Origin of the sequence: Vibrio hyugaensis (assembly GCF_002906655.1) — a bacterium.
GTDB lineage: Bacteria > Pseudomonadota > Gammaproteobacteria > Enterobacterales > Vibrionaceae > Vibrio > Vibrio hyugaensis.
Genome location: NZ_CP025794.1, coordinates 3466709 through 3493576 on the forward strand (window position 1 = coordinate 3466709; position 26868 = coordinate 3493576).

The following is a 26868-nucleotide window of genomic DNA, read 5'->3' on the forward strand; positions in this document are numbered from 1 at the left end:
AATATGAGAAGATTATAGCAAAATTGAGCTTTTAATCATCAACCGAAGCATCGGAAGAGTTTTCTTTCTTCTCTTTTTGTTCTTTTGGCATGTGCTTGTAGATATAGAAGCCCGTCGCGATCATGTAAGTGAAGGTCGCGATCAACAAGCCAAAGACTTTGAAATTAACCCAAACGTCGAGTGGGAGCTTGAATGCAACGTAAACGTTGAGGCCAGCACAAAACGAGAAAAAACCGACCCATGCCCAGTTTATCTTGGTCCATACGGCTTCAGGTAGAGTGATCTCTTTACCAAGCATGCCTTTAATGGCGGATTTACCCATAGCATGACTGACGGCCAAACCGATGGCGAACAAGGCATAGATGATGGTTACTTTCCATTTGATGAAGTTGTCATCGTGGAAGAATATGGTCATGCCGCCAAAGATCGCCACCATTGAGAAGGTGATCAGTTGCATCTTTTCAACTTTTTTGTACAAAGCAAAGGTCAACACGATTTGAATAGCCGTCGCGACAATCAGTGCACCGGTCGCAACGTAGATATCGTGCATCTTGTATAGGACAAAGAAAACAATGAGTGGAATAAAATCAAGGATTTGCTTCATGTTGCAAAAAACTACCTAGTTATTGAGTTGAAGACAGTCTAGCGGAATCTGACGCAATGTGAATGGTTATAGCGATGTGGAAAATAAAATTGCCGCATTCGAAGCGGCAATTTCTGCGGTGTGTTGGTTTAGGCGACTTCTTGATAGCGAGTAATGAGCGTCTTCACGTCTTCAAGGTAACCTTCACGAAGTAGATTGTCGACCGTCGCTTCCAATTCGTCGTGAGACATGGTGAAGCAGGTTGATTTGCCCGTCATCAGGTTGAGGTACTGGTGATATTCTTCTTCTGTATAGTGCCCAACACGGTCTAGAAGCAAGGTTTTAATACCGTGGTGAATCAAGCCATAATAGGTATGTCGATGAAGCATCATAATCGTCTCCTTATCAAGTTTCCTCGCTAATAAAGAGAGGGCTCGAGTCTATGGATAAGTCGTTTGTACTTCAGCAATGCATATCGAATGCCAATTATTAATTCTCAGTTTCGAAATAGTTCGATGCTGCGTCTTTGTTTAACCAGTTATTCAACACATGTCTTAATGCGTTCAATGTCGTCGGCTTTTCTAAACGTCCATCCATCAATTTAGCGATCATCTCTAATTCTCTTTCTCCGGACTCACCTGAGAGGGCGATGATAGGCGTGTTTGGAGACAGGACTTTTATCTTTTCACTTGCTTCAAACCCATTCATTACAGGCATTTGAACGTCCATTAAGATCAAATCGACGTCATTGTTTTCAAACAGTTCGACCGCGTTTTCACCATTTTTAGCTTGTATGCTATTGACGCCAAGTTGGTTTAAATACATTTGTACCAACGCGCGTTGCACCTCTTTGTCATCAACGATGAGCACCGTTGGTGCATGTTTATCTATTTGTGCGCTAGATTTGGTTTTTTGTTCAGTGTGCCCATTTTTCCAATCCGTGAAATACGGTGTGCGCAAGGTTTCTGCTTTTGGTGCATTAGGGACGACAGGGAAGTAAAGGTGGAATTCGGTAAACTCTCCCAGCTTGGAGTGACACTCAATTCTGCCGCCGAATGAACGCATTACGCGCTGACAGTAGCCAAGGCCCAAACCGCTACCGCCGCTCTTTTGGTAAGAGAAGAAGTCGTCGAAGATTTTGTGAGAGATGGTCTCGTCGATACCTGGACCTGTGTCGCGGAACACCAAAACGTTCTCATAAGCGCCCGTATCAGTACTGATTTCAATTTGACTGTCTGGAAAAGAATCAAAATAGTAAATCGCGTTACGGATTAGGTTAAAAATAACGAAGTTAAATAAGGTCTCATTGAGCTTCGCCACAAAGTCGGTATGTTGTGGTAAACGAATCCTCTCAATTATCTTCTCATTTTCAAAACCGTAGTGGCTTACTGCCTGATCGACCGCCTTATGAATCGAGGACAGAGCGATAGGCTCGTGTGCTGGGGAACTGTCACTGACTTCTCGCAGAATGATATCAATCAGTTGCCGGCCTCGCTGGATCGCAGCTTGACCATTTTCGATGTCGATTTTTAACTGCTCAATCGGTGCTTGATTTTCAATGTGCTGCTTCAAAGCCTCAAATTGCAATTGAACCTGTGCAAGTGGGTTACGCATTTCGTGGGCGATTGAGTTGGCGAGAGCGCGACTTTGACGAATGCGACGATCAGCTTCAATCGTGCTTTGTACTCGAGTAAGTAAGGTTTGCAGCGCTGAAATCTCTTCATTTGAGAACAACTGATTGTTGATCTTATGCGGAGAGACCAATAGGTGCGTAACGGATTTCCCTTGACCGAATAGTGGCATGACTAACGCGGTATTGTTTGAGCTCATTTTCTCATACAAGGCTTTTATTGAACCTTTTGATGAACTCGCATAATCAATCTCGTCAGAGAGTTCATCCAAAACTAAGACAGACTTGTTTGATAATAAATAGTCTTCGTAAAACGTTTCGGTGTAATTACTGGTCACTAAGCGGAGTTTGTCGTTTGGGATTTGAAGCAAGATACCCAAACGTCGCATCGCGTCATCAATCGACAGTTTGAAATCTTCTTCTAGTGCTAAGATTTGTTGTACTGGCGTTTTCTTATTGCCGTAAATTAAAAACGACGAATAACGGCTAACTCGCTTGTAGAGTAGGCCCCAAGTAATGCCGATCAGAGCGCAGATAGGTGTTGCGATTAGCCATTGTTTGCTATCAGTTAGTGGGATGAAAATTGCGCCCAATGGCAGAACAAATATCGCGCACACGAGTAGTGAACTGAGCGACATGTATGCGAGGTATTTGACGCTGTAAAAACGAGAGGTTAGCAATGCATAACCGACAAATAGCATCTCACTGATGGATAAGGCTGGTGGCAACCAGGTTAAGGAGAAGTCCCCTAGGAAGTAAGTCATGCCAAGGTGGATGGTGGCAGTGGATAGCATGAATACCAAGATGCCAGCGATCATATAGTTGGTTTTGGCGAGCGTCAGTCTACTGCTATTCGCGCGCATTGCGACCAGATTGACCAATGTAAGCACCACAAAACTCACTAAGCCAATGAAGAAATAGGAAGTATGCGGGCCAAACTCGATGACGAACTCACTAGGTCCAACGATATCGACATGCTCTACGGTTAGGTTAGGCTGCAAGTTGATAAACAATGAGTAGACCGTTAGAGTGATGAAGATAAGCTGTTGCCAAGGGTGAACTTTGCCTTTTCTTTGCTCAGCAGAAAGCTGACAAGAGAAGTAATAGGCAAACGCAAATGCGAAGAAGGATGCCAGGTTGGCAAATTTGGCCATAAACACACCTGCGTCTGCCCCCAAATTAGGCAATAAGTCGGTGTGGAAATAGGCGTTGCTGCTTATCCAGGCAATGATACAAACTGAATAAGCGATGTACGGAGCGTGATGCGTCCCAAAGATGACTTCATTCTTTTGCTTCAGACGATAGCAATAGTAAATGAGCCACATGAATACCACAGCGACGGTAGCGAGCAGTGTGATGGCTTTTGCGTAGGTCAGTGCTTCTAGGTTGAACTCAAACATATTCATCCCTTGCTAATGAACCTTGTTTTCGAATCTCTCGAATCGCGTGCTTATAGGCACGAAAATCGGTTTGACTGAATGCTTTGACCATCATTTCGAAATTCCAAAATCCCCGGTAAGTATCTTTGCCGTCATTGTTGAGATCGCAATATCCTGAGTGGAAATACGCGTTCTTATCGATAGACTGATAAAAGTTGAGCATGAAAGGTTGCTCAATAATGGTGAAGCCTACTTTATAGCCTGCTTGATGCAGGACGTTCATCAATTCTTTTTGCGCAAGGTAGAGGAAGTAGAGTTTTTGTTGTGTATTTCCACTTACTGTCAGGCGCAGGACTTCACACACAGATTTTGTGTCAGACAATAGTAACTTGAATTCACGATCAAATTCTGGGAGAGAGTAACATTTTAACAGAGCCGATGGTGTAAAAAGCTGCAAGCGTGTTAGCTCGGAATGCCCGTGGTTTGGTAAGCAGTAGTGCCAGTGCTTATTGCTAAATTGTGGTGCGTAACTTAACCAGGTTTCATGGGTTGACCAGTCTTGGATTAATGCAGAAGCAACCAATGTCGGGAGCGTTTCACCGTCTGGATGTTTGAGTAGAATGAAGTGCTTACCTGTTTGTGATAGCGACAACAAAGGCAGCATTTCGTACCACTTCTCACCTTGTACAAAAAGCTCAAGGTTGCTTAAGGTAATAGCATTACTGAGCGACATTGCATGTAAGTGTGTCGGTGTTTTTACCAAAAGTTGAGTATCTTCTACATGTTCGATCAATGCACCGTAGTAATTGCTGTCTTCAAAAGGTAATTTTGTATTATCGTTTGGGCTTTCTGTTTTTGACGATGTTGCTTTGATCGCTGCGATTTCGCATTCACACCAAAACTCTAACCAATGTATGAAACACTGTGCAACAACTTGTTCCAAAATTGCAATGTAAGAAGACAACGTTGAAGGGTAGCGTTGTACTAAATCACGATAATCCATCGATTCAAACAGCACTGAATAGCTTTTAGAACGATGCTCTGGGAATAGAGCAATGAGTTGTTTTCTTCGATAGTCAGTGACAGATTGAAATAGGGATTGGCGTTCTTGCGAATTAAAACCAGTAAGGACAGCATTGATCAGCGCGCGTTGTTTTTTTTCGATTGGCATGCTGCTCGCGGAAAGCACACCTAAAGGCGACGTAAAGTTCATGAGATAACCTAGCCAAGGTTTATGGTTTTTTATTTATGTCGCTCTTATATCATTTAGAAGAAAATATGCCATCAGTTTCTATTTAAATAGTTACCTAAGGCAAGCTTATAGTTAAAAAGCCGCTCGTTGGAGCGGCTTGACTAAGCGATAACCTAACTATGCTTCTTGCTTTTGAAGCTCAGCTTGTTCTGCTTCTTCTTCAATTAGCGCATCAACGATAACCGCACAAGCAGCATCACCAGTGATGTTTAGCGCTGTACGAATCATATCGAAGATACGGTCAAGAGCGAACAATAGTGGTAGACCTTCGATAGGAATACCAGCCGCTAGAAGTACCGCAACAACAAGGAATGAAGGTCCTGGAACACCTGCTTGACCAACTGCGCCCAAGGTAGAAGTCACGATGATCGCAATGTAAGCACCCATACCAAGGTCGATGTTGAACAGCTGTGCAAAGAAGATAGCAACCAAACCGTAGTAGATTGCGTTACCAGACATGTTGATGGTCGCACCAAGTGGCAGAACAAATGACGCAGTTGAGTTCTTAACGCCTAACTCTTTCTCACATGTGTCCATTGTCACTGGCAGCGTTGCCATAGAAGATGCGGTTGATAGAGCAACTGCTTGTGGCTTCTTCATTGCTGATACGAACTTCTTCGCAGAAGTTTTAGTGAAGATGTGCACCATGGCAGGGTAAACCACGAAGCCGAATACGAGGATAGCTGCTACGTAAACGACGAACAGTTTGAATACCACCATTAGAGCACCGAAACCGAACGTACCCACGGCTTCTGCCATCAGGCCAAATACACCGATAGGAGCAATGATCATCACCTTGTTGATCATCCAAACCATTGCGTCAACGATGCAGTTAACACCATTGATGATTGGCTCGCGACGTGATTTTTCTTGTTTTGAAATCGCGATACCGAAGAACATACAGAACACAAGGATCTGAAGGATGTTCGCTTCGTTTAGTGATTGGAAAACGTTAGTTGGGATCATACCAGTGATGGTTGCCCAGAAAGTAGGTAGCTCACCTTTTGAAGCGTATTCTGCTGAGAACATGCCCTCAACGCCAGAGACGTCGATGCCCATGCCCGGTTGGAATACTTCACCCATGACTAGCGCAAGTGCTACTGCTAGAGCGGATGTCAGACCAAAGTAACCTAGGGTTACCAAGCCCACTTTACCTGCAGATTGGCTGTTGCCTAGACCTGCTGCACCTGAGATAAGCGCTACCGCGACCAGAGGGATCACAAGCATCTTGATCAGGTTGATGAAGATAGCACCTAGTGGTGCAAATACTGTCGCGCTTTGACCCATGAAGGCACCAACGGCAGTACCTACGATCATTGCAATGACGACTTGTACGCCAATGTTGTTTAGCAAACTCTTTTTGTTTAACACTTCCATAACCTCTGTGCTAATAAAATGTAAAATCCTAAAATTACCCACCAATCTAAAGTTGTTATTTGGATAATTATATCGCCTTGCTTTTTACACTTATCATTCACAATTAGCAATACAATTCCGGTACAAACTCACCGACTAATTGGGAATTTCTTGATTGATGATAGTTTTTTAATCAATAGCAATCGTTTGCTATTGTTCGAGGTAATGGTTTTGGTTGGTGTTGTTTATAAAATGGATGGTAATAGAGGGGCGGTTTTAGAAACTGAATGTTAAAAAAAAGATCGATTCCTAATGTTTGATAAGGAATCGATCTCATATTCGTTAAATCAGTAATACGTTATTTTTGTGTTGCTGCTTTCATAGCAGAAACGAATTCACCTAGCTTGTCGAGCATAATTTGCGGTTGTTCAACGTGCGCTTCAATGATCTTCACCACGGCTGAACCAGAAATCGCACCAGCGGCGCCAGATTCTAGTGCTTGTTTCACCTGCGCTGGCTCAGAGATGCCAAAACCAAGCAGCGCTGGTGGCGCATCAAATTGGTTCAGTCTATCGAGCATATGGCCTACTGGCATGTTTGCTTTGGTTTCTGCACCAGTTACCCCTGCACGAGATAGTAGGTAAGTGTAGCCGCCACCCAGTTCTGATACTTGCTTCAGTGTTTCGTCACTTGCAGTAGGTGGTGCGATAAAGATTGGGTGAATACCAAACTTCTCGGCCGCAGCCACAAACTCTGAACTCTCGTTGGTTGGTACGTCAGCAATCAAAACAGAATCGATGCCTGCTTTTGCACAGCGCTCATAGAAGTTTTCGATACCGCGTGAGTAAACAAGGTTTGCGTACATCAGAAGACCAATAGGCAGCTCTGGGTACTTAGCTCGAATCTTACCGATTTGCTCGAAGCAGATATCCGGTGTTGCACCAGAATCCAGCGCGCGAATGTTAGCACCCTGAATGGTTGGGCCATCTGCAAGTGGATCAGAGAATGGAATGCCAAGCTCTAGGGCATCAGCGCCAGACTCAACCAGTGTTTCCATGATTTTATATGACTGTTCAGCGTTTGGATCACAAACCGTTACGAACGGTACAAATGCGCCTTGGTTTTTCTCGTTTAGACGCGCGAACATCTTTTCATAACGGCTCATTAGATCGCTCCTTTTTCTTCTAGGATGGCATGCACAGTGAAGATATCTTTATCACCACGACCGGATAGGTTGACTACCAACAATTGTTCTTTCTCTGGATTCTCACGAGCCATGCGTAATGCATGTGCCACTGCGTGAGAAGATTCTAGAGCAGGGATAATGCCTTCGTGACGTGCAATTTCTTGGAACGCTTCTAGCGCTTCATCGTCTGTTACGTTGTCGTATTCTGCACGGCCAATTGCGTTTAGGTGCGCGTGCTGAGGACCAACTGAAGGGAAATCAAGACCCGCAGATACAGAGTAAGACTCTTCAACTTGGCCGTTAGGATCTTGCATCAATGGCGCTTTCATACCAAAGAAGATGCCCGTTTTACCATGCTTAAGTGGTGCTCCGTGTTGGTCGGTGTCGATACCTTTACCTGCTGGCTCAACACCAATGAGGCGAACGCTTTCTTCTTCGATGAAGTCAGCAAACATACCGATAGCGTTTGAACCGCCGCCCACACACGCGATAACTGCGTCAGGAAGACGACCTTCACGTGCCAAAATCTGATTCTTAGTTTCTTCACCAATCATTCGTTGGAAATCACGCACGATGGTTGGGAATGGGTGAGGACCTGCCGCTGTACCTAATAGGTAGTGCGCGTCTTCATAAGTTGCAGACCAGTCGCGTAGCGCTTCGTTACACGCGTCTTTTAGCGTTGCTGAACCAGAGTGTACAGGAATCACTTCTGCACCCATTAGCTTCATTCGGAATACATTCGGGCTTTGACGCTCAACGTCTTTTGCACCCATGTAAACGCGACACTTAAGGCCAAGTAGTGCACACGCTAGTGCGGTTGCAACACCGTGTTGGCCTGCACCTGTTTCTGCGATGATTTCGTTTTTACCCATGCGTTTCGCAAGCAGAGCTTGACCTAACACTTGGTTGGTCTTGTGCGCGCCTCCGTGAAGCAGGTCTTCACGTTTTAGGTACAGTTTGGTCTTCGTACCTTTGGTTAGGTTACGAGTTAGAGTCAAAGCCGTTGGACGGCCCGCATACTCTTGAAGAAGCGTCATGAATTCGCTGCGGAATTCTGGATCTTCTTGCGCGTCGATAAACGCTTGCTCTAGTTGCTCCAATGCTGGAACTAGAATTTGCGGAACGTACTGACCGCCGTATTCGCCAAAGTAGGCATTCAGTTTTGCCATCGTTATATTCCTTCTCGTATTTTTCGCTACGAATAGCTTTAAATTTTTTAGCTGATATCCAGCTTTAGTAGTTGCGAATGGCGGTGAATGCCGCGAGCAACTTCTGTGAATCTTTTTTGCCTGGTGCGCTTTCTACACCAGAGTTTAAATCTAATCCCAAGCAACCTAGTGCCGCTGCTTGTTGAGCATTTTCTGGCGACAGTCCGCCCGCTAGCATAATTTGACTTGGGTCACCGATCAGTGACCAGTCGAACACTTGACCGGTTCCGCCAGTTTGAGTGCCAACTTGCGCATCTAATAGATGGCGGTCAATGTGGTCTGCAAGCAGTTCTGGCTTCGCGTCAGTCACGCCGTAAGCTTTCCAAATTTCTACTGTTGTTGGCAGTTCGGCTTTGAGTTGGTTTACGTAAGCTTGGTCTTCTTGACCGTGCAGTTGCACCGCTTTTAAACCCAAAGAGGTCACGACAGAAGCAACAAAATCGATATCGTGATTTTGGAAAACGCCTACGTAGTTAAGTGGAGCACCGCTCATGGTTAAGCGAGCACCTTCAAGGTCGACCGCACGCTTAGACTTCTCGACAAAAATCAGGCCACCAAATACTGCGCCAGATTGATACGCTTTTGCTGCGTCATCTGGGTGCGTTAAGCCACACACTTTGTTTTCACCCAACGTCACTTTACGTACTGCAAGTTCAAGGTTCTCTTCCGCCATCAGCGAACTACCAATCAAGAAGCCGTCTGCGTATTCCGCTAAATCACGAACTTGTTGATGCGTATAAATGCCAGATTCTGAGATTACTGTTGCGTTAGGAGCCAGTTCGCGAATTGTCGGTGCCAGTTCTTTAGTACGATTCAAATCAGTACTTAGGTCGCGAAGGTTACGGTTATTGATGCCGATAACGCGTGCGCCTAGCTTAACGGCACGATGAAGCTCTTCTTCGTTGCTGACTTCGGTCAGGATACCCATGTTCAGGCTGTGTGCTGCTTCTTCTAGCGCTTTGTACTCTTCGTCATTTAAGACAGAAAGCATCAGTAGCACGGCATCAGCACTGTAATGACGCGCTAGATAAACTTGGTAGGTATCTACCATGAAGTCTTTACACAGAACGGGCTGTTTGACTTGACCACGCACTTGAGGAAGAAAGTCAAAGTTACCTTGGAAGTACTTTTCGTCTGTTAAGACTGAAATGGCATCTGCATGGTTGTTGTAAACCGATGCAATGTAATCCAAGTCGAAGTGATCACGAATCAAACCTTTAGAAGGAGATGCCTTCTTACATTCGGTGATGAATGCCGTCTTTTCGCCACTCAGAGCATCGTAGAAGCTGCGGTCCGATGGAAGCAAATCAGACTGAAATGTGCTTAGCGGTTGAGACACCTTACGGTCTGCTACCCACTGATATTTGTCGCGGACAATTTTCGCCAGTACTTCTGCCATTTCTGCTTCTTTCTTAGAAACGTGTTCAGACAGGTTGTTAGCTTGCTGAGTGTTGAAGTCAGTCATCTTCTTCAATTCCTTAAGCGTGTGCGGCAAGTTGTTGTACCAATTGGTACGCCTTGCCTGAATTCATTGCCTCAATCGCTTGTTGCGTGTTGGCTTTTAAATCTTCGTGGCCGAATAGACGCATTAGCAGAGCAACGTTCACCGCCACTGCGCCCAATTGTGCGTCTGTACCTTTACCCGTCAGAATATTGGTAATGATCGCTTTGTTTTCTTCAGGATCACCACCTTTGATCGCTTCTAGTGGGTGTGCTTCTAGACCGAAGTCTGCAGGCGTTAGTTTGTATTCTGTGATCTTACCGTCTTTGATTTCAGCAACGGTTGTTTCACCGTGAATTGCTACTTCGTCCAAACCACTGCCGTGTACTACTGCTGCGCGCTTCATACCCATTTGTAGCATGGTTTCTGCGATAGGACGAACCAGTTCTTCACTGTAAACGCCCATCAATTCGATGTTTGGACGAGCTGGGTTAATCAGTGGGCCAAGAATGTTAAAGATGGTGCGTGTTTTCATGGTTTGACGCACTGGCATCGCATGGCGCACACCACCGTGGTATTGAGGTGCAAATAGGAAAGCAACACCGATGTCGTCTACCGCTTTGCGCGTATCTTCTGCGCTCATTGCTAGATTGATACCAAATGAATCAAGAAGGTCAGAAGAACCAGATTTGCTCGAAACGCTGCGGTTACCGTGTTTCGCTACTTTTAGACCACATGCTGCAGCAACAAACGCCGCTGTGGTTGAAATATTGATGGTGTTGTGACCGTCACCACCTGTACCTACGATATCTGCGAAATCGTAATCTGGGCGAGGGAATGGGTTTGCATTTGCCAGCAGTGCTTTCGCCGCGCCTGCAATTTCATCTGGTGTTTCGCCTTTGATTTTTAGTGCAGTCAGTGCTGACGCCATCAAAATTGGGTCTAGTTCTCCACGGATAATGATGTCGAATAGCTGTTGGCTCTCTTCCTGAGTCAGCGATTCTTGCTCGTACAATTTGGTAATAATAGGGTTGATGATTGCTTCCATATTTCCTCTCCTAAATTTCTTATGTGCCAAGTGCTTTTTAAGCAGTGAGTGGGCTTGCTGAAGTTTGTTCTTCAAGTGCCCATTCAATGGCATTGGCCAACAGTGTTGCTCCGTAGGTCGTCATAATAGATTCCGGGTGGAACTGGAACCCGCAAACTTTATCTTCTTCATGTACAACAGACATTACCAAGTCATCCACTTCTGCTGTTATGGTTAGGCTCTCAGGAACCTTGGTAGCAACCAGCGAGTGGTAACGTGCAATTGCAAGTGGTGATGGTAGGTTTTGGTAAATCGCATGGTTTTGGTGCTCCATCATAGAGACCTTACCGTGAATGATTTCGCCTGCGCCAGCAACGGTGCCGCCGTACGCTTCAACAATCGCTTGGTGACCAAGACAAATGCCGATCATCGGAACTTTGCCTTTCATCAGTTGAATCAGTTCTGGCATTGAGCCTGCTTCTGACGGTGCACCAGGACCTGGTGATAGCAGAACCACTGGGTTTTCAAGCTCGTTTACCGCTTGTTCAATGGTTTGTGCTGGGATGTTGTTTCGGTAAATCTTGACTGAGTGACCTAGCGAGCGGAATTGATCCACAAGGTTGTAGGTGAACGAGTCAAAGTTGTCGATAAAAATGATATTAGCCATCTCTGAACCCTATTCCTTATTGTGACTTATGCGCTGCTTGGATAGCAGAGATTACCGCTTGTGCTTTACCGCGTGTTTCATCTGCTTCCGCTTGTGGATCAGAATCGAATACCACGCCAGCACCGGCTTGAACTTGAGCAATGCCGTTCTCAACGTACGCCGAGCGAATCACAATACAGGTGTCTAATGTGCCTTCACCGGTTAAGTAACCTACTGCGCCGCCGTAGCTACCGCGACGTGCGCCTTCGACATCGCGAATCAACTGCATCGCACGAATCTTTGGTGCGCCAGTGAGTGTGCCCATGTTCATACAAGCTTGGTATGCGTGCAGTGCGTCTAGGTCTTCACGTAGTTGACCGACCACACGAGATACCAAGTGCATCACGTGACTGTAGCGGTCCACTTTCAATAGGTCTGCCACGTGGCGAGTGCCAGCTTGAGCAATACGCGCTACATCGTTACGTGCTAAGTCAACCAACATCATGTGTTCTGCGTTTTCTTTCTTGTCGGTGCGCAGTTCAAGTTCGATACGGCTGTCTAAATCAAAGTCAATTTCACCGTTCGGACGTTTACCACGGCGACGAGTCCCCGCGATTGGGTAGATTTCAATTTGGTTGGTATCGGTTTCGTACTTAAGCGCGCTTTCTGGCGATGCTCCGAACAAAGTGAACAGCTCATCTTGCATGTAGAACATGTAAGGACTTGGATTGCTCTGTTTAAGTTCTTTGTAGGCTGCCAATGGAGAAGGGCAAGGTAGAGTGAATCGACGAGATGGTACGACTTGGAATACATCGCCTTTCACTACGTACTCTTTTAAGTCGCGAACGGTTTGGCAGAAGTCTGCATCAGACACGCTAGGTTCTACCGTTACTTCAGCGATTTGCTTTGCACTTGGCAACAGTTTTGGTGCCGCGCATTGAGCGCTGATTTCTGCAATGCGAGTCTCTAACGCTGTTTTCTCTGAACCATCAACAAACAACGTCGCTTGAAGCTGGCAAGATTCCGTTTGATGATCCACAACCAATAGTGTTTCCGCTACGTAGAAAACGTAATCTGGACATTGGTTGGTTGCTTCTGCATTGCCCAATGGTTCGAAGTTCGCAACTAAGTCGTAGGCAAATAGACCACCAAGGAAAATTGCGTGTTTGTCTTGCTCTGAGATATCGAAGCTGTGTTGAACCAAGCGAAGTGCATCAAAAGATGACGCTTCACGTAGACGAGAATCTTCATCCAGTGTGTCGCATGGTTGTGTAAATTCTAACGTTAATGTGTCAGCGTCAAATTGACGAGAGACATCACCACGGACGTTTTGGTTTAAGTGCGCTAGTAGGTTTTTGCCGTTATCCGTGAGGGCTTGCATGGTGACAGTGTGACCAAAGCAGACGATACGAACTGCCGAATCAACCAGTAACAGGGATTTCAAGTCTTGCTTTGAATCGATTTCAGCAGATTCCAGCAATAGGCTGTCAGTTTTGTTCTCACATAGCGTGTGGAACAACCGAGTCGGGTCTTGAGTATAAGGGACGGAAGCCGTTAGCACTTCAAGCTGTCCAAGTTTCTTAATTTCAATGGCCTTGTTCACAAGACCTCCTTATAGCTGTTTACATCTTCCTGCCGTACATAGTCGCATAAAGCAAACGTTCACCCAATCAAGTTTTGGTCATATTCGATGAATGTTTAAGCAGTTGAATGTGAGATGGACGACAAAACAAAAAGCCCGCTGAAGTAGCGGGCTTTGTGACATTTAATTCTCTAAACTAGAAGTACACGTTCGCCCACCAAGAACTTGTCCAAGTGCGCCACCAAGCAACGTCTGCGGAATTCATCTTATTCAGACGAACCGCAACTTTCGCTTTCTGGTTTTGGTTAAATTCTTGTAACATGGTGAGCCTTAAATAGGTACTTCGTATTTGTGTACTAGTTAACTAGTGCAGAGATAAAAAGTCAACCCCAAAACAGCATTAAAACGACAAAAAGATGAGAATTGATTTACACAGCCACACTACAGCCTCGGATGGTCGATTTGCACCGAGTGATTTGGTGGATCGGGCACTAAGTTTTGATATCGAGGTTTTGGCGATCACGGATCATGATACGGTTGACGGCTTAGCTCCGGCCAAGCAATACGTTGAAGAAAATAATCTGCCGCTCAAAATCATTAACGGTATCGAGCTCTCGACTGTTTGGCAGAACAAAGACATCCATATTGTGGGTTTGAATATTGATCCGGAAAGCCCAGCATTGGTTGAGTTAATTCAGCAACAGAAAACGCATCGCGTAGCAAGGGCGCAGCTGATTGCAGAGCGTCTACAGAAAGCCACTCGCGATGGGGTGCTCGAAGAAGTTCAGTTAATTGCCGGTGATGCGCCAATCACACGAGCTCACTTTGCTAAATGGCTTGTGGACAATGGCTACGCAAAGAACATGCAGATGGTGTTCAAGAAGTTTTTGACGCGTAACAATCCAGGTTATGTTCCACCAAACTGGTGTTCGATGAAAGACGCTGTCGACGCGATTCATGCCGCTGGTGGACAAGCGGTTTTAGCACATCCAGGGCGATATCAACTTACCGCCAAATGGGTGAAGCGAATGCTGGCTGCGTTTGTGGAGGCGGGTGGTGATGCTATGGAAGTGGCTCAGCCCCAACAAGCACAACAAGAAAGACGCAACTTGGCCGATTATGCTATACAATACAAACTATTAGCTTCTCAAGGCAGTGATTTTCACTATCCGTCACCGTGGATGGAGCTGGGAAGAAACCTCTGGTTGCCTGCGGGTGTAGAACCAGTTTGGAAAGATTGGGGTATTGATCCTTCGTTGAATGCTCAACCTGACGAAGTCGAAACGCCATAAAAAATATAGAGCCGAGAGGTTCGATAATGAGGAATTACAATGAGCCAGTTTTTTTACGTTCATCCAGAAAACCCACAGGCTCGCTTGATCAATCAAGCAGTAGCAATCATTCGTAACGGCGGTGTGGTGGTTTACCCAACCGATTCAGGTTACGCACTAGGCTGTCAATTGGAGAACAAGCAGGCGCTGGAACGAATTTGTCAGATCCGTCGTCTGGATGACAAGCATAACTTTACGTTGTTGTGTCGCGATTTGTCGGAGCTTTCTCTGTACGCACGAGTGGATAACTCGGCATTCCGACTACTGAAAAACAACACACCGGGTCCTTACACTTTTATCTTCAAAGGCACAAAAGAAGTGCCGCGTCGTTTGATGAACGCAAAACGCAAAACGATTGGTATCCGTGTTCCAGATAACCGTATCGCATTGGACTTATTAGAAGCGCTTGGCGAGCCGTTGATGTCAACATCGCTAATTTTGCCAGGTAGTGACGTGACGGAATCGGACCCTGAGGATATTCGTGACAAATTAGAGCACGCTGTTGATGTCATCCTTAACGGTGGGTATCTGGGTGAGCAACCGACAACAGTGATTGACTTTAGTGATGGTGAGCAAGTGATAGCGCGCGTAGGTTCTGGTGACCCAGCGCCATTTGAGTAAGCTCGTCAACTCAAAATCAAATACGAAATTAGCACAAAGCTAAATAAGAAAGGGAGGCGAAGACGCCTCCCTTTAATTTTTGAATCAATGAGTAGAAGTTCACATTCGCGGATTATGCGAAGTCAAAGATATCGATATTGTGGTGCTCAATGTAGTTCATGTAACCTGCATCAATACCTTTCAACGTTACTTCCACATTAAACTCGTCGCTAGAGAACACAGCCCAACCAAAGTCGTTGTAAGACAGCGTTAGGTCGTCTGCGGAATCGAGGAACGTGTCGCGAATACCATCGTCGTTGGTATCGAGACCCATATCAAATACAAGCTTATCGTGGCAAATGTTGAAGTCTAGGATCTCTGCTTTCACTTCAATGTCGTTTGAGGAAACTGGCTGATCTGGAACGCCAACCGCAAGACGGTTTGTCATTACGAACGTGTCATCACCACATCCACCAGCAATCACAGAGTTGCCATCACCAACGACGACCGTATCATCACCCCAACCGGCATTGATGAAGTTGTTGCCAGAGTAGTCGAAAATAGTATCGTCACCACAACCACCAAATAGAGAGTCATTACCCAAGCCGCCAGACAAGTAATCGTCGCCTGAACCACCAGCCAGTAAGTCATCACCTCTGCCGCCTAATAGAGTGTCGTCACCACGGCAACCAAAGACATAGTCATTTCCGTCGAAACCAACAAACTTATCATCGCCACCAAAACCGACGAAAACGTCGTTGGTATCTGAGCCTTTTGTGCCGGTCATGTTGTCGTCTTCTGAGGTGCCAAATATCCAATTTAGGTCAAGATTTGTATGAGACATTTATTATTCCTTTTCATCTGATTAAGGGAGCTAGCAAGCTGAACAGTTATCTTTCTTATAACCTTGATAATTTTATCAGGTGCACCAAAAATTCAGAGGTGTGGACAGACCCATAATAGTGCGGTTCTACCCTAGTGCGGCTTAGTACTAAGTTGGAGAAGATGATGAGTTAAGTGTGAGTTTTAGAGCGAGATTTTAACGAGAGAATCTGGACGATTTCACTTACATTAAATGGGAGAATCTCGTATAATGTCCGACCGAAAAAATCCCATTTACATGGGTAACTTGCAAAATGAAGACCAATTCTGGTCTCGACGTCTGTGAAGACGACACATAGGTAGATAAATGAGCGAAAAGTTACAAAAAGTATTAGCACGCGCAGGTCACGGTTCTCGTCGCGAGATTGAATCGTTAATTAAATCTGGTCGCGTTAGCGTGAACGGAGTCGTAGCTAAACTTGGTGAAAGACTAGAAGATGAGAACAGCGTAGTTCGTATCGATGGTCACGTTGTGTCTGCGAAGGTACAAGAAGAAGTGATCTGTCGTGTTTTGGCTTATTACAAGCCAGAAGGTGAACTGTGTACTCGTCACGACCCAGAAGGTCGTCGCACTGTTTTCGATCGTCTGCCAAAGATCCGTGGTTCTCGTTGGATTTCAGTAGGTCGTCTTGATGCTAACACATCAGGTTTGCTGCTGTTTACAACAGATGGGGAACTGGCGAACCGCCTTATGCACCCAAGCCGTCAGGTTGAACGTGAATACCTTGTTCGTGTTTTCGGCGAAGTAACTGAACAGAAAGTGAAAAACCTAGTTCGTGGTGTTGAACTTGAAGATGGTATGGCACGTTTCGAAGATGTGGTATATGCGGGTGGTGAAGGTATGAACCACACGTTTTATGTTGCTATCAACGAAGGTCGTAACCGTGAAGTTCGCCGTCTGTGGGAATCGCAAGATACGACGGTTAGCCGCCTAAAACGTGTTCGTTACGGTGATATCTATCTGGATAAGAAACTGCCTCGTGGCGGTTGGATGGAACTTGATCTTAAAGAAGTAAACTACCTACGCGAATTGGTAGAGCTTCGTCCAGAAAAAGAAACCATGCTTGATCTGAACAAAGACAACACCTCACGTAAACGTGAACGTGCTCGTAGCCAAAAAATCCGTCGCGCTGTTAAGCGTCACGAAGAGCGCGTAAATACGCCTAAAGGCCGCAGCAACAACCCTTCTCGCCGTAAGCCAAAGAAGAGCGCAGGTGATCAGGGTGCACGCAACAAGCATCGTTAATCGATAGCGAAAATTAGAAAGGCTTGCCACTTGGCAAGCCTTTTTCTTATCTAGCGTTTCGCGTTCGTGATCTTTCGTGTTTGCCAATCACACGTAACTTTAACTTGCTGGCATAAAAAAACACCAGCGCGAGGCTGGTGTTTTTGATCATGATGAGGAAATCGTTAATCACGTTTCCAAAGCATATGGCAGAACTTATGTTCTGGGTCTCGACTGATTAGCATACGAGCAAAAACGTCATCAAGTACGTCATTTTCCTCGTTTACTAAGCCGATTCGAACTTCTGCATACACTTCTTTGTCGATGTCGAAGCCAACATGTTCAACCCAGTCATCACTAGTTTCAACAAGCTCTGCGGCACCACGATCTTCAAATTGCGCAGTAAACAGAATGACATCAGCTGGCTCTAGGTTATCTGGAGCCATTTCAAGGAAGATGTCGTACGCAGCGTCGATAACGTCGTCGTAAGAAATCAAATCAGACATGCTTATGCTCGGCTCATGTATTTACGTTCAGTCGTGTTGATGATCACGCGGTCACCAGTCGCAATGTACTCAGGAACTTGAATTACAAGGCCTGAAGCAAAGCGTGCTGGTTTAGTACGTGCAGATGCAGATGCACCTTTAATTGAAGGGTCAGTTTCTTCAATCACTAGCTCAACAGAAGAAGGAAGCTCGATACCAACAGCAGAGCCGTTGATTAGAATAAGGTGGATACCTTGAGTGTCTTCGTTGATGAACAGAAGCTCATCTTCAACTTCGTTGTGTTTGAATGTGTATTGTGAGTAGTCTTCGTTATCCATGAAGATGTGCTCATCGCCATCAGCGTATGAGTACACAACTGCACGTTTGTTCATTTCTACCGTTTCAACCACATCATCAGATTTGTAACGCTCATCTACACGAGCGCCAGTGTTTAGATCTGTACAACGCATTTTGTAGATCTTAGCGCCGCCACGACCACCAGGAGTCGTAACTTCGATGTCTTTAACTAGAAGAGTTTTACCATTAGACTCGATTGCGAAGCCTTTTTTGATTTCACTTGCCTTTGGCATTGTATTTTCCTATTTACACTTATTAAGCAAAACTTGGTGATTATAGCGCTAACTTGTTTGTCTGGCACCAAAATTAATCGTTGTTGTTTATTCCTAATGAAACGGCTGAATGGGCTTGATTCAAAACCATAGCTAGTGGATCATATTGACCATCGTTCGCTAAAAACTCGAGATCGCGTTTCAATCAATGTCTCTCTCTGTTATCAATCCAAAACAACCTTTCCAACCAGAATTTGAACCTCTTATTCGAGAGGTGCTAGCGTGCCTAAAAGGCGGCCTCGGTGCTAACCTGCATAGTGTTTACGTGTATGGCAGTGTTGCGCGAAAAAGTGCCATTGCAGGTAAATCAAATCTTGATCTGGTGGTGGTAACGAAGTCCAGTTTTGAAAATAACCGAGCAACAATACTCAACACCATCAAATGGCGAGCGCAGCAGGGACACCCACAAGTTCAAGGTGTTTCTATTCGTACCGCACTGGTGAGTGAGGTAGCAAACCTAGACAGTATTTTTACTTGGGGGTTTATGCTCAAGCATTGTTGCGTTTGTGTGTATGGTGAGAGCTTAGGCGATTGTTTTGGCGATTATGTTCCAAGTTGGGAAATTGCTAAACACTGGAATATGGATGTGGAAGGTTGGATCTCAGTCTATCGAAGTAAGATTAGCCAAGCCAGCAGCGTAAAAGAGCAGGTAGCGGCACAAATCGTGATTGCAAAGAAATTACTGCGGGCGTCTTATTCGTTGGTGATGTATCGAGATAAGCGTTGGTTTGATGATCCTGTTGAATGCGGCGAGGTATTTTTGAAGTATCACCCTGAAAAGCAATTGGAGATCGAACGTTTGGGTATCTTGCTGGCTGGTCGAGCAATTCCCAAACGCTCTGTACTTGGTTTGATGGATGGCTTTGGAAGTTGGCTTGTAAAGCAGTATCAAAAAACCGAGTTCCGAATAGGTTAAGCCACGCCATCTATGCGCAGTATCTTCTAAAATAATCCCATTTGAGGCGCTGACAGTTGCTCAAAGTCAGTGCCGATAAACGGCAGAATCGCATCGGCGACCGGCTTTAGTTGTTTATCAATGTAATGTTGGTAATCGATAGGACTGTTTCTGTATTCGTGTGGCTCTGGGCCATTTACGGTAATCAGGTATTCGATTCGACCACGGTTTTGATACTGCAACGGTCTACTAAGTTTAGCATTGATGTCATCTGCTAAGCGTGCGGCTCGCACCTGTGGTGGAATGTTCTTTTGGTATTCGTGCAGCTTTCGACGTAGGCGTTTCTGATACACCAATTGATCATCGAATTCGCCGCTGTTGGTTTTCTCGACCATTTCTCGCACATAGTCACTTGGATCTTCACCGTGAAAAACCATTTGATACAAGGTGTTCTGGAACTTCTGCGCCAGAGGCGTCCAGTCAGTTCGAGCGCTTTCTAACCCCTTGAAGATAATGCGTTCTTGTTCGCCTTCGCCAATCAATCCCGCGTAACGTTTCTTAGAGCCTGTCTCTGCCCCACGAATTGTCGGCATTAAGAACTTGCGGTAATGGGTCTCGTATTCAATCTCGAGAATAGACGTTAAGTTGTATTCACTCCGTAAGTGTTCCGTCCACCAATGGTTGATGTAGTCGACCAACGTATTCCCAATCTCATCCGCCTCTTCTTGGCTATAAGCACCATTTAAAGATACGAAGGTGGAATCGGTATCGCCATAAATCACTTGATAGCCTTTGTCTTCAATCAGCACTTTGGTCTGCTTCATGATCTCGTGCCCACGCATGGTGATACTTGAAGCAAGACGGGTATCAAAGAAACGGCAGCCAGACGAACCTAACACACCATAGAACGAGTTCATGATGATCTTAATTGCTTGCGAAAAGGCTTTCTCGTTGTTCTTTTTGGCGACATCACGCGCGGCCCACAGCTTCTCAATCATCTCTGGTAGGAAGTGTTTCGAGCGATGGAACTGACCGCCACGGAATCCGGGGACGGCTTCATCATCTGCCTTGCCGATATCAAGCTGTAAACCTTCGACTAAGCCCATTGGGTCAATCAAGAAAGAACGAATGATCGATGGATACAGGCTTTTAAAATCCAATACCAAGACTGAGTCATACAGATTCGGGATAGAATCCATCACATAACCGCCTGGGCTAGCGATCCAGTTCTCGGGATGCAGGTTAGGTGCGACATAACCTGCACGGTGAATCTGTGGCAAATACAAGTTAGTAAACGCTGCCACTGAGCCCCCGACGCGATCCAGTTCCACTCCCGTTAAACGTGAACGTTCAATCGCGAAGTCGAGTAGGTGGGTATGGTCGAAAATCTTATTTACCAAAACGCAATCTTGCAGGTTATATTTTGCAAGAGAGGGCTTATCCAACCGATACATGCGATTGATCTCGTCCATTCGGTCATGCACGTTATGAATTTCTTTACCTTCGCCAAGCAACTCTTGAGATACAGACTCAAGTGACCATGAACGGAAATGATATGTTGCCGTCTTTAAGGTATCGATACCATCGAGAACCACACGACCGGGAATAGAGATAAACCCTTGCTGGCTTTGCGCTGAACTGCGGAAAAAGCTGGCTTGATCCGCGCGACCAATCATTAGCTTCATACTGTGCCATTCTGCACGTTTGTGTAAGAGGCGGAAGTCGAAGTCAATGACGTTCCAGCCAACAATGACATCTGGGTCGAACTGCTTAAACCAATCAGTCATAGCCTCAAGTAATGCTCTCTCGTCTTTCACCCACTGGATTTTTGTTTCTGCTGGTTCCGGTTCGCCAATCATGATTACGCGAGAATCTACAGGGCTGTCTAAACCGATCGAATAAAGAATGCCTTTCTCTGAACATTCCAAATCAAGGGAAACCACGTGCAAATTTGGTTCATATTCGCCACTACGGCATTTCGCATTTTGGATACGTTGGAAGCCATTAAGGAACTGTTGGTTGCCCGTAAACTCAATACTACCTTTGATAAAACGTTCCATAAGGTAGCGATCAGCTAAGCGCACATCCCCTTCATAATGAATGATGTCATTTTGTGTCAGAGCATCTTGCAAAGCGAAAGCGTCTTTGGTGTTTTGGGTGTAGCAAGCGGCGAGAGCTGAGCGTTGGAAGTTTTTGAGTTGGAGTGGTTTCACTGACACCACGAGCTGTTTTGAAGCAGCCAGCATATTGACTTGTTCAAGGTGCGCTTGTTCAACAAAGAACACCGGTTTTTCCCCATGAATCAGCAATTGAGTTGGTCCGTCCTCTGTCGAAAGCCAAAGTTCAATTTGCGTTTGGCCTTTGATGTCTCGTGCTTGACGAGTGAGTAGGAAGCCTTGTTGGATATTCAAAAGAGAGAAACCTTATAATTCTTTGAGTTCACTATTCTAACATTAAGAACTGTAAAAATAACCAGTAAAACCCTGAGTCGGTATGGGGGAAGAAGAGCCCATGTTTTCGCTTGTTAGGCCACGTTTGCTCGCTTATGGAATAACCATTTAGGGTTGATATTGCGCACTGCCAAACAATATGAAACCTAGTTGCTTGATTTATGGGAATTTCTGTTGTTAATTAGCTTGTCTTAAATTTCGGCTTTGCAGGTCTTTCACTCAAATAATAGAGTGGTTTATGAATAAGTTCTTGCCAAACTTTGCGTTTGAGCACATATTCATAGAAAGTAATTTTTTGCCTAATGCGTTATTATATAGGCACTCATGCTGATATCCACATTTAACCAAGTTATGTGGGTGCAGAGCCAATAAAAGTGTGGAGATACAAGTTTGATAAATGTTTTCCTTGTAGATGATCACGAGCTGGTTCGCACAGGGATACGACGTATTATTGAAGACGTCCGTGGAATGAACGTAGCAGGAGAAGCTGACAGCGGTGAAGAAGCAGTAAAATGGTGTCGCAGTAATCATGCCGACGTTGTTTTAATGGATATGAACATGCCAGGAATTGGCGGCTTGGAAGCCACGAAAAAAATTCTTCGCGTGAATCCAGATGTAAAAATCATCGTACTAACCGTTCATACGGAAAATCCGTTCCCTACTAAGGTGATGCAGGCAGGGGCTTCTGGTTATTTGACCAAAGGCGCAGGTCCTGATGAAATGGTTAATGCAATTCGTGTTGTTAATAGTGGGCAGCGTTATATCTCCCCAGAGATCGCGCAGCAAATGGCGTTGAGTCAATTCTCACCAGCCTCTGAAAACCCATTTAAAGACCTTTCAGAACGCGAATTACAGATCATGATGATGATCACCAAAGGTCAGAAAGTTACGGATATTTCTGAACAATTGAATTTAAGTCCAAAAACAGTCAACAGCTACCGCTACCGTCTGTTTAGCAAACTGGACATTAACGGTGACGTTGAGTTAACACACTTAGCGATTCGCCATGGAATGCTGGACACCGAGACCCTTTAGTGTGAATCCTCCCTTCGATTCGGCTTCCTTTCTCAAGACAGTAACTCATCAGCCCGGCGTTTACAGAATGTACAACGCCGAGGCTGTTGTTATTTATGTAGGCAAAGCCAAAGATCTCCAAAAGCGTCTTTCTAGTTACTTTCGTAAAAAAGTAGACAGTGAAAAGACCCGCGCCCTCGTTAGCAATATCGCCAAGATTGATGTCACAGTAACTCATACAGAGACGGAAGCACTCATTCTTGAGCATAACTACATCAAGCAGTATTTACCCAAGTACAATGTCCTACTACGTGACGATAAATCCTATCCTTACATTTTTATTAGTGGACATAAACATCCTCGATTATCTATGCATCGTGGTGCTAAAAAACGTAAAGGTGAGTACTTTGGTCCATATCCTGATTCTGGTGCAGTGCGCGAGACGTTGCATTTATTGCAAAAAATCTTACCCGTTCGACAGTGTGAAGATACGGTTTACTCTAACCGAACTCGACCGTGCTTGATGTATCAAATTGGTCGCTGTGCAGGACCTTGTGTAAGCACCATTATTTCCGACGAAGAATATGCTGAACTGGTGGGTTTGGTCCGGTTGTTCTTGCAAGGCAAAGATAAGCAAGTGCTAGAGCAACTCATCGAAAAGATGGAGTTGGCCAGTCAGCAGCTCCGCTTTGAAGACGCGGCTAAGTTCCGAGACCAAATTCAAGCCATTCGCCGTGTTCAGGAGCAGCAATATGTTTCTGAAGACAGCATGGACGATATGGATGTACTCGGTTTTGCACAAGAGAACGGCATCGCTTGTATCCATATCTTGATGATCCGTCAGGGTAAGGTGCTAGGCAGTCGCAGTCATTTCCCTAAGATCCCGCACAATACCAGTCAACAAGAAGTCTTCGATAGCTTTCTTACTCAGTACTATTTGAGTCATAACGAGGCGCGTACCATCCCTTCCCGCATTATTTTGAACCAAGAGCTAAGTGAGGATGTGTTGTCTATACAACAAGCGTTAAGTGACGTAGCAGGGCGTAAGGTGCAATTTCATACTTCACCGACAGGCTCTCGTGCTCGTTACCTCAAACTGTCCAACACCAACGCATTGACGGCGATTACGACTAAGATTAACCATAAGATGACCATTAACCAACGCTTCAAAGCGCTGCGTGAGGTGTTGGGAATGGAGTCGATAAGTCGTATGGAATGTTTCGATATCTCGCACACGATGGGCGAAAGTACGATTGCGTCGTGTGTGGTATTTAATGGTGAAGGCCCAGTAAAACAAGAATATCGCCGTTACAATATCACGGGCATCACAGGTGGTGATGACTATGCTGCGATGGGGCAGGCGTTAGAGCGTCGTTATTCAAAGCAGTTGGACGTAGAAAAGATCCCAGACATCATCTTTATCGATGGTGGTAAAGGTCAGCTAAATAGAGCTCATAAGATCATTTCGCAATATTGGGGAGACTGGCCAAAGCGTCCAACGATGATCGGTATCGCAAAAGGGGTAACCCGTAAGCCGGGGCTTGAAACCTTAATTACCGTAGATGGTGAGGAGTTTAACTTGCCAAGTGATGCGCCAGCACTGCACCTCATTCAACATATTCGCGATGAAAGCCATAATCATGCTATTGCAGGTCATAGAGCTAAACGCGGTAAAACCAGACGTACCAGTGCGTTAGAAGGGATTGAAGGCGTTGGTCCCAAACGTCGTCAAGCTTTGCTGAAATACATGGGTGGTTTACAAGAACTCAAGCGGGCAAGTGTCGAAGAAATCGCCAAAGTGCCAGGAATTAGTCACTCTTTGGCAGAAATTATTTTCCAAGCATTGAAACAATAAGGAAAATCCCGCAACATTAACACGCAATGTGTAAGAGAATAATAAAATGCGTTTGAATATCCCGAACATTCTGTCTCTACTTAGACTGTTCCTAATCCCAGTTTTCGTGGTTGTTTTCTATCTACCTTACTCTTGGGCTCCTTTTGCTGCGGCAATGGTTTTCTGGGTTGCGGGTTTTACCGATTGGTTAGATGGCATGTTAGCCCGTAAGTTAGGCCAAACCTCTCGATTCGGTGCTTTCATTGACCCAGTAGCAGACAAGGTACTGGTGGCGACAGCGCTGATTTTGATTACTGAGCATTACCACTCGATTTGGGTAACGATTCCAGCAGTCACAATGATTGCTCGTGAAATCATCATCTCTGCATTGCGTGAATGGATGGCAGAAATCGGTAAACGTGCGAGTGTTGCGGTTTCTTGGGTCGGCAAAGTCAAAACCGTATCTCAGATGTTCGCCCTTTGGGTTCTGATCTGGCGTTACGACGACTGGATGGTATGGCTTGGCTTTGGAGCGCTTTACGTTGCCACGTTCCTGACATACTGGTCTATGGTTCAATACCTAGCTGCGGCGAAAGATGATTTACTTAATGAAGAACATCACTAAGTAATCGAAACAGATGAATTTAGAAAGCAGGCTATTAGCCTGCTTTCAGACTGCTGACAAAGGTCTAGCCATCAGGCTAGACCTTTGATCTAATAGGGGTATCGAAAAGTGGATACTCCAATATGCTACAAGATCCTTCTCCTCAACAATACGAATTTGAAATGGTGACGATGGAGCAGTTAGTTCCTAAAGGCCATTTAGTCCGCAAAATTGATAAAGCCATAGACTTCGAATTTATCCGGGACCAAGTCGCTCACCTCTATTGTCAAGATAACGGTCGACCACCTGTTGACCCTGTTCGACTTTTCAAAATCATTTTTATTGGCTACCTCTTCGGAATCAAAAGCGAGCGACAGCTCGTTAAAGAGATTGAAGTCAATGTAGCCTATCGTTGGTTCTTGCGCATGTCGTTAACGGAGAAGGTTATCCATGCTTCAACACTGAGCCAAAACCGTATTCGCCGCTTCAATAATACCGACGTATTCGAACGTATCTTTATCAACATCGTTGAGCAGGCTATGGCCAAAGGCTTGGTCGCTGGGCAGCAACTCTTTACCGACAGCACTCACCTCAAAGCAAACGCTAACAAAAATAAACACACCAATGAGGTCAGAGACGTTCGAGCCAGTGCTTACCTCGACATGCTTGATGAAGACGTTGCATTAGACCGAGAACGAGAAGGAAAGAAGTCGCTTAAGGCACGAGTATCCGAGCCTAAAACAAAGAATACGAAAGTCAGTACTACAGACCCAGAAAGTGGTTTTATGACGAGAGACAATAAACCACAAGGCTTCTTCTACCTTGACCATCGTACCGTCGATGGTCTGCATGGGATCATCGTCGACACTCATGCGACGGCAGGTAATATCAATGACTCTCAACCCTATATTGAACGACTGGACTACACGCTAGAGCAGTTCAACCTTAACCCTATAGCTGTTGGTCTCGATGCCGGCTATTTTACCGCTCCCGTGGCAGAGTCATTAGAGCGCCGAAATATCTTAGGTGTGTTCGGCTACCGTAGGCCATCAAGAACAAAGAACACGTTCAAGAAGAAGCACTTTATCTACCACAAAGAGAGTGACAGTTATCGATGTCCAAATGGGCAAACGCTTATCTACAAAACGACGTCACGAGATGCTTATAGAGAGTATCACTCAGACCCGAAAGAATGCGTGCTCTGCCCAATGCGAAATGACTGTACTCAAAGTAAAAACATGAAGAAAGTCATCACCAGACACATCTATACAGATGCAGTGGAGAGAGCGAACCAAATGCGGCTCTCTCCCTATGGGAAGAAGACGTATAGACGAAGAAGTGAGACGGTAGAAAGAAGCTTCGCTGATGCTAAGCAGCACCATGGGCACCGTTATGCCCGCTTCCGTGGGCTAAGCAAAGTGCAAATGCAGTGTTGGTTAGCTGCCGCAGCTCAAAACATCAAGAAGATAGCTCTAGTAATGAGTTATTTACAAAAAATGGGGTTCAATATGGCTCAAATAAGACAAATATTAGCTTCTAAATACTTGTTTAAGAGTTGGAACAGATTAAATCTGGTATAGCGAAAAATATCGCGATCGCGACCTACGGTCGCTTATAAAAAAGAACCCC

Annotated in this window: 24 protein-coding genes and 1 other annotated feature; of the genes, 8 read left to right on the top strand and 16 right to left on the bottom strand. The window is 45.3% G+C overall.

What is annotated here, in order from left to right; translation table 11 throughout:
- Positions 1-31: 31 nt before the first annotated feature.
- The 12 genes from C1S74_RS16915 to trpL2 all read right to left on the bottom strand — a co-directional run bounded on the left by C1S74_RS16915 (position 32) and on the right by trpL2 (position 13612).
- Positions 32-604: a septation protein A gene (locus C1S74_RS16915; RefSeq protein ID WP_045400957.1), complete on the bottom strand. Its 573-nt coding sequence runs from the start codon at positions 602-604 to the stop codon at positions 32-34.
- Positions 605-732: 128 nt separating this feature from the next.
- Positions 733-975 carry a hypothetical protein gene (locus C1S74_RS16920; RefSeq protein ID WP_009698417.1) on the bottom strand — a complete coding sequence of 81 codons (243 nt, stop codon included), beginning with the start codon at positions 973-975 and terminating at the stop codon, positions 733-735.
- 97 nt (positions 976-1072) lie between these two features.
- Complete coding sequence (gene luxN / locus C1S74_RS16925; RefSeq protein ID WP_045400959.1) at positions 1073-3613, bottom strand: quorum-sensing autoinducer 1 sensor kinase/phosphatase LuxN; 2541 nt, start codon at positions 3611-3613, stop codon at positions 1073-1075.
- Positions 3606-4805 carry an acyl-homoserine-lactone synthase gene (locus tag C1S74_RS16930; RefSeq protein ID WP_045400960.1) on the bottom strand — a complete coding sequence of 400 codons (1200 nt, stop codon included), beginning with the start codon at positions 4803-4805 and terminating at the stop codon, positions 3606-3608. Before C1S74_RS16930 ends, luxN begins: the two co-directional genes overlap by 8 nt.
- A gap of 156 nt (positions 4806-4961) precedes the next feature.
- Complete coding sequence (locus C1S74_RS16935; RefSeq protein ID WP_045400962.1) at positions 4962-6221, bottom strand: dicarboxylate/amino acid:cation symporter; 1260 nt, start codon at positions 6219-6221, stop codon at positions 4962-4964.
- 337 nt (positions 6222-6558) lie between these two features.
- Positions 6559-7365 carry a tryptophan synthase subunit alpha gene (trpA, locus tag C1S74_RS16940; RefSeq protein ID WP_045400963.1) on the bottom strand — a complete coding sequence of 269 codons (807 nt, stop codon included), beginning with the start codon at positions 7363-7365 and terminating at the stop codon, positions 6559-6561.
- Complete coding sequence (gene trpB, locus C1S74_RS16945; RefSeq protein WP_005376781.1) at positions 7365-8555, bottom strand: tryptophan synthase subunit beta; 1191 nt, start codon at positions 8553-8555, stop codon at positions 7365-7367. Before trpB ends, trpA begins: the two co-directional genes overlap by 1 nt.
- A 64-nt stretch (positions 8556-8619) precedes the next feature.
- Entirely contained in the window at positions 8620-10059 is a 1440-nt protein-coding gene (gene trpCF, locus C1S74_RS16950) for a bifunctional indole-3-glycerol-phosphate synthase TrpC/phosphoribosylanthranilate isomerase TrpF (RefSeq protein WP_045400966.1), read from the bottom strand.
- Between the two features lie 13 nt (positions 10060-10072).
- A complete protein-coding gene (gene trpD / locus C1S74_RS16955) occupies positions 10073-11083 on the bottom strand; it encodes an anthranilate phosphoribosyltransferase (RefSeq protein ID WP_017635721.1) in 1011 nt (336 codons plus the stop codon).
- A gap of 37 nt (positions 11084-11120) precedes the next feature.
- Positions 11121-11729 (bottom strand): aminodeoxychorismate/anthranilate synthase component II, encoded by a 609-nt coding sequence (locus C1S74_RS16960; RefSeq protein WP_045400969.1) that lies wholly within the window; start codon positions 11727-11729, stop codon positions 11121-11123.
- Between the two features lie 16 nt (positions 11730-11745).
- The gene (locus tag C1S74_RS16965) at positions 11746-13311 is read right to left on the bottom strand and encodes an anthranilate synthase component 1 (protein ID WP_045400971.1); all 1566 of its coding nucleotides are present in this window, start codon (positions 13309-13311) and stop codon (positions 11746-11748) included.
- 125 nt (positions 13312-13436) lie between these two features.
- Positions 13437-13540: a sequence feature (Trp leader region), on the bottom strand.
- Positions 13487-13612, bottom strand: coding sequence for a tryptophan operon leader peptide (gene trpL2, locus C1S74_RS16970; protein ID WP_038871861.1), 126 nt, complete (start codon positions 13610-13612; stop codon positions 13487-13489). Its footprint overlaps the feature before it by 54 nt.
- A gap of 94 nt (positions 13613-13706) precedes the next feature.
- Between trpL2 and rnm the strand changes: the two genes are divergently transcribed.
- A complete protein-coding gene (gene rnm / locus C1S74_RS16975; protein ID WP_045400973.1) occupies positions 13707-14582 on the top strand; it encodes an RNase RNM in 876 nt (291 codons plus the stop codon).
- A 39-nt stretch (positions 14583-14621) separates the two neighbouring features.
- Positions 14622-15242, top strand: coding sequence for an L-threonylcarbamoyladenylate synthase (locus tag C1S74_RS16980; protein WP_038871858.1), 621 nt, complete (start codon positions 14622-14624; stop codon positions 15240-15242).
- 112 nt (positions 15243-15354) lie between these two features.
- Here the strand turns inward: C1S74_RS16980 and C1S74_RS16985 are convergent, their stop codons facing one another.
- A complete protein-coding gene (locus C1S74_RS16985; protein WP_038871856.1) occupies positions 15355-16065 on the bottom strand; it encodes a calcium-binding protein in 711 nt (236 codons plus the stop codon).
- Between the two features lie 345 nt (positions 16066-16410).
- Here C1S74_RS16985 and rluB point away from each other — a divergent pair, with 345 nt between their 5' ends.
- Complete coding sequence (gene rluB, locus C1S74_RS16990) at positions 16411-17349, top strand: 23S rRNA pseudouridine(2605) synthase RluB (protein ID WP_038871854.1); 939 nt, start codon at positions 16411-16413, stop codon at positions 17347-17349.
- A 164-nt stretch (positions 17350-17513) separates the two neighbouring features.
- Here the strand turns inward: rluB and C1S74_RS16995 are convergent, their stop codons facing one another.
- Entirely contained in the window at positions 17514-17834 is a 321-nt protein-coding gene (locus C1S74_RS16995; RefSeq protein WP_045400976.1) for an HI1450 family dsDNA-mimic protein, read from the bottom strand.
- A gap of 2 nt (positions 17835-17836) precedes the next feature.
- Positions 17837-18403 (bottom strand): elongation factor P-like protein EfpL, encoded by a 567-nt coding sequence (gene efpL, locus C1S74_RS17000; RefSeq protein ID WP_005431209.1) that lies wholly within the window; start codon positions 18401-18403, stop codon positions 17837-17839.
- A 187-nt stretch (positions 18404-18590) separates the two neighbouring features.
- On the opposite strand from efpL, the gene C1S74_RS17005 reads away from it, so the two are divergent.
- Positions 18591-19358, top strand: a complete 768-nt coding sequence (locus tag C1S74_RS17005) for a nucleotidyltransferase family protein (protein WP_045400979.1) — start codon at positions 18591-18593, stop codon at positions 19356-19358.
- Between the two features lie 26 nt (positions 19359-19384).
- On the opposite strand, the gene C1S74_RS17010 is transcribed toward C1S74_RS17005, so the two are convergent.
- Positions 19385-21748: a DNA polymerase II gene (locus C1S74_RS17010; RefSeq protein ID WP_045400980.1), complete on the bottom strand. Its 2364-nt coding sequence runs from the start codon at positions 21746-21748 to the stop codon at positions 19385-19387.
- Between the two features lie 429 nt (positions 21749-22177).
- Between C1S74_RS17010 and uvrY the strand changes: the two genes are divergently transcribed.
- The 4 genes from uvrY (at position 22178) to C1S74_RS17030 (ending at position 26819) form a co-directional block, all read left to right on the top strand.
- A complete protein-coding gene (uvrY, locus tag C1S74_RS17015) occupies positions 22178-22822 on the top strand; it encodes a UvrY/SirA/GacA family response regulator transcription factor (RefSeq protein WP_005434947.1) in 645 nt (214 codons plus the stop codon).
- The gene (gene uvrC, locus C1S74_RS17020) at positions 22794-24656 is read left to right on the top strand and encodes an excinuclease ABC subunit UvrC (protein ID WP_082039063.1); all 1863 of its coding nucleotides are present in this window, start codon (positions 22794-22796) and stop codon (positions 24654-24656) included. Before uvrY ends, uvrC begins: the two co-directional genes overlap by 29 nt.
- Positions 24657-24702: 46 nt before the next feature.
- On the top strand, positions 24703-25260 hold the full coding sequence (pgsA, locus tag C1S74_RS17025) for a CDP-diacylglycerol--glycerol-3-phosphate 3-phosphatidyltransferase (RefSeq protein ID WP_005530466.1): 558 nt from the start codon (positions 24703-24705) through the stop codon (positions 25258-25260).
- 122 nt (positions 25261-25382) lie between these two features.
- On the top strand, positions 25383-26819 hold the full coding sequence (locus C1S74_RS17030; RefSeq protein ID WP_103415210.1) for an IS1182 family transposase: 1437 nt from the start codon (positions 25383-25385) through the stop codon (positions 26817-26819).
- Positions 26820-26868 lie beyond the last annotated feature (49 nt).

Excerpts from the sequence above, each read along its gene's own strand:
- C1S74_RS16915 (WP_045400957.1), bottom strand. The coding sequence starts at position 604 with ATGAAGCAAATCCTTGATTTTATTCCACTCATTGTTTTCTTTGTCCTA.
- C1S74_RS16920 (WP_009698417.1), bottom strand. The coding sequence starts at position 975 with ATGATGCTTCATCGACATACCTATTATGGCTTGATTCACCACGGTATT.
- luxN (WP_045400959.1), bottom strand. The coding sequence starts at position 3,613 with ATGTTTGAGTTCAACCTAGAAGCACTGACCTACGCAAAAGCCATCACA.
- C1S74_RS16930 (WP_045400960.1), bottom strand. The coding sequence starts at position 4,805 with ATGAACTTTACGTCGCCTTTAGGTGTGCTTTCCGCGAGCAGCATGCCA.
- C1S74_RS16935 (WP_045400962.1), bottom strand. The coding sequence starts at position 6,221 with ATGGAAGTGTTAAACAAAAAGAGTTTGCTAAACAACATTGGCGTACAA.
- trpA (WP_045400963.1), bottom strand. The coding sequence starts at position 7,365 with ATGAGCCGTTATGAAAAGATGTTCGCGCGTCTAAACGAGAAAAACCAA.
- trpB (WP_005376781.1), bottom strand. The coding sequence starts at position 8,555 with ATGGCAAAACTGAATGCCTACTTTGGCGAATACGGCGGTCAGTACGTT.
- trpCF (WP_045400966.1), bottom strand. The coding sequence starts at position 10,059 with ATGACTGACTTCAACACTCAGCAAGCTAACAACCTGTCTGAACACGTT.
- trpD (WP_017635721.1), bottom strand. The coding sequence starts at position 11,083 with ATGGAAGCAATCATCAACCCTATTATTACCAAATTGTACGAGCAAGAA.
- C1S74_RS16960 (WP_045400969.1), bottom strand. The coding sequence starts at position 11,729 with ATGGCTAATATCATTTTTATCGACAACTTTGACTCGTTCACCTACAAC.
- trpL2 (WP_038871861.1), bottom strand. The coding sequence starts at position 13,612 with ATGTTACAAGAATTTAACCAAAACCAGAAAGCGAAAGTTGCGGTTCGT.
- rnm (WP_045400973.1), top strand. The coding sequence starts at position 13,707 with ATGAGAATTGATTTACACAGCCACACTACAGCCTCGGATGGTCGATTT.
- C1S74_RS16980 (WP_038871858.1), top strand. The coding sequence starts at position 14,622 with ATGAGCCAGTTTTTTTACGTTCATCCAGAAAACCCACAGGCTCGCTTG.
- C1S74_RS16985 (WP_038871856.1), bottom strand. The coding sequence starts at position 16,065 with ATGTCTCATACAAATCTTGACCTAAATTGGATATTTGGCACCTCAGAA.
- rluB (WP_038871854.1), top strand. The coding sequence starts at position 16,411 with ATGAGCGAAAAGTTACAAAAAGTATTAGCACGCGCAGGTCACGGTTCT.
- C1S74_RS16995 (WP_045400976.1), bottom strand. The coding sequence starts at position 17,834 with ATGTCTGATTTGATTTCTTACGACGACGTTATCGACGCTGCGTACGAC.
- efpL (WP_005431209.1), bottom strand. The coding sequence starts at position 18,403 with ATGCCAAAGGCAAGTGAAATCAAAAAAGGCTTCGCAATCGAGTCTAAT.
- C1S74_RS17005 (WP_045400979.1), top strand. The coding sequence starts at position 18,591 with ATGTCTCTCTCTGTTATCAATCCAAAACAACCTTTCCAACCAGAATTT.
- uvrC (WP_082039063.1), top strand. The coding sequence starts at position 22,794 with ATGGAATGCTGGACACCGAGACCCTTTAGTGTGAATCCTCCCTTCGAT.
- pgsA (WP_005530466.1), top strand. The coding sequence starts at position 24,703 with ATGCGTTTGAATATCCCGAACATTCTGTCTCTACTTAGACTGTTCCTA.
- C1S74_RS17030 (WP_103415210.1), top strand. The coding sequence starts at position 25,383 with ATGCTACAAGATCCTTCTCCTCAACAATACGAATTTGAAATGGTGACG.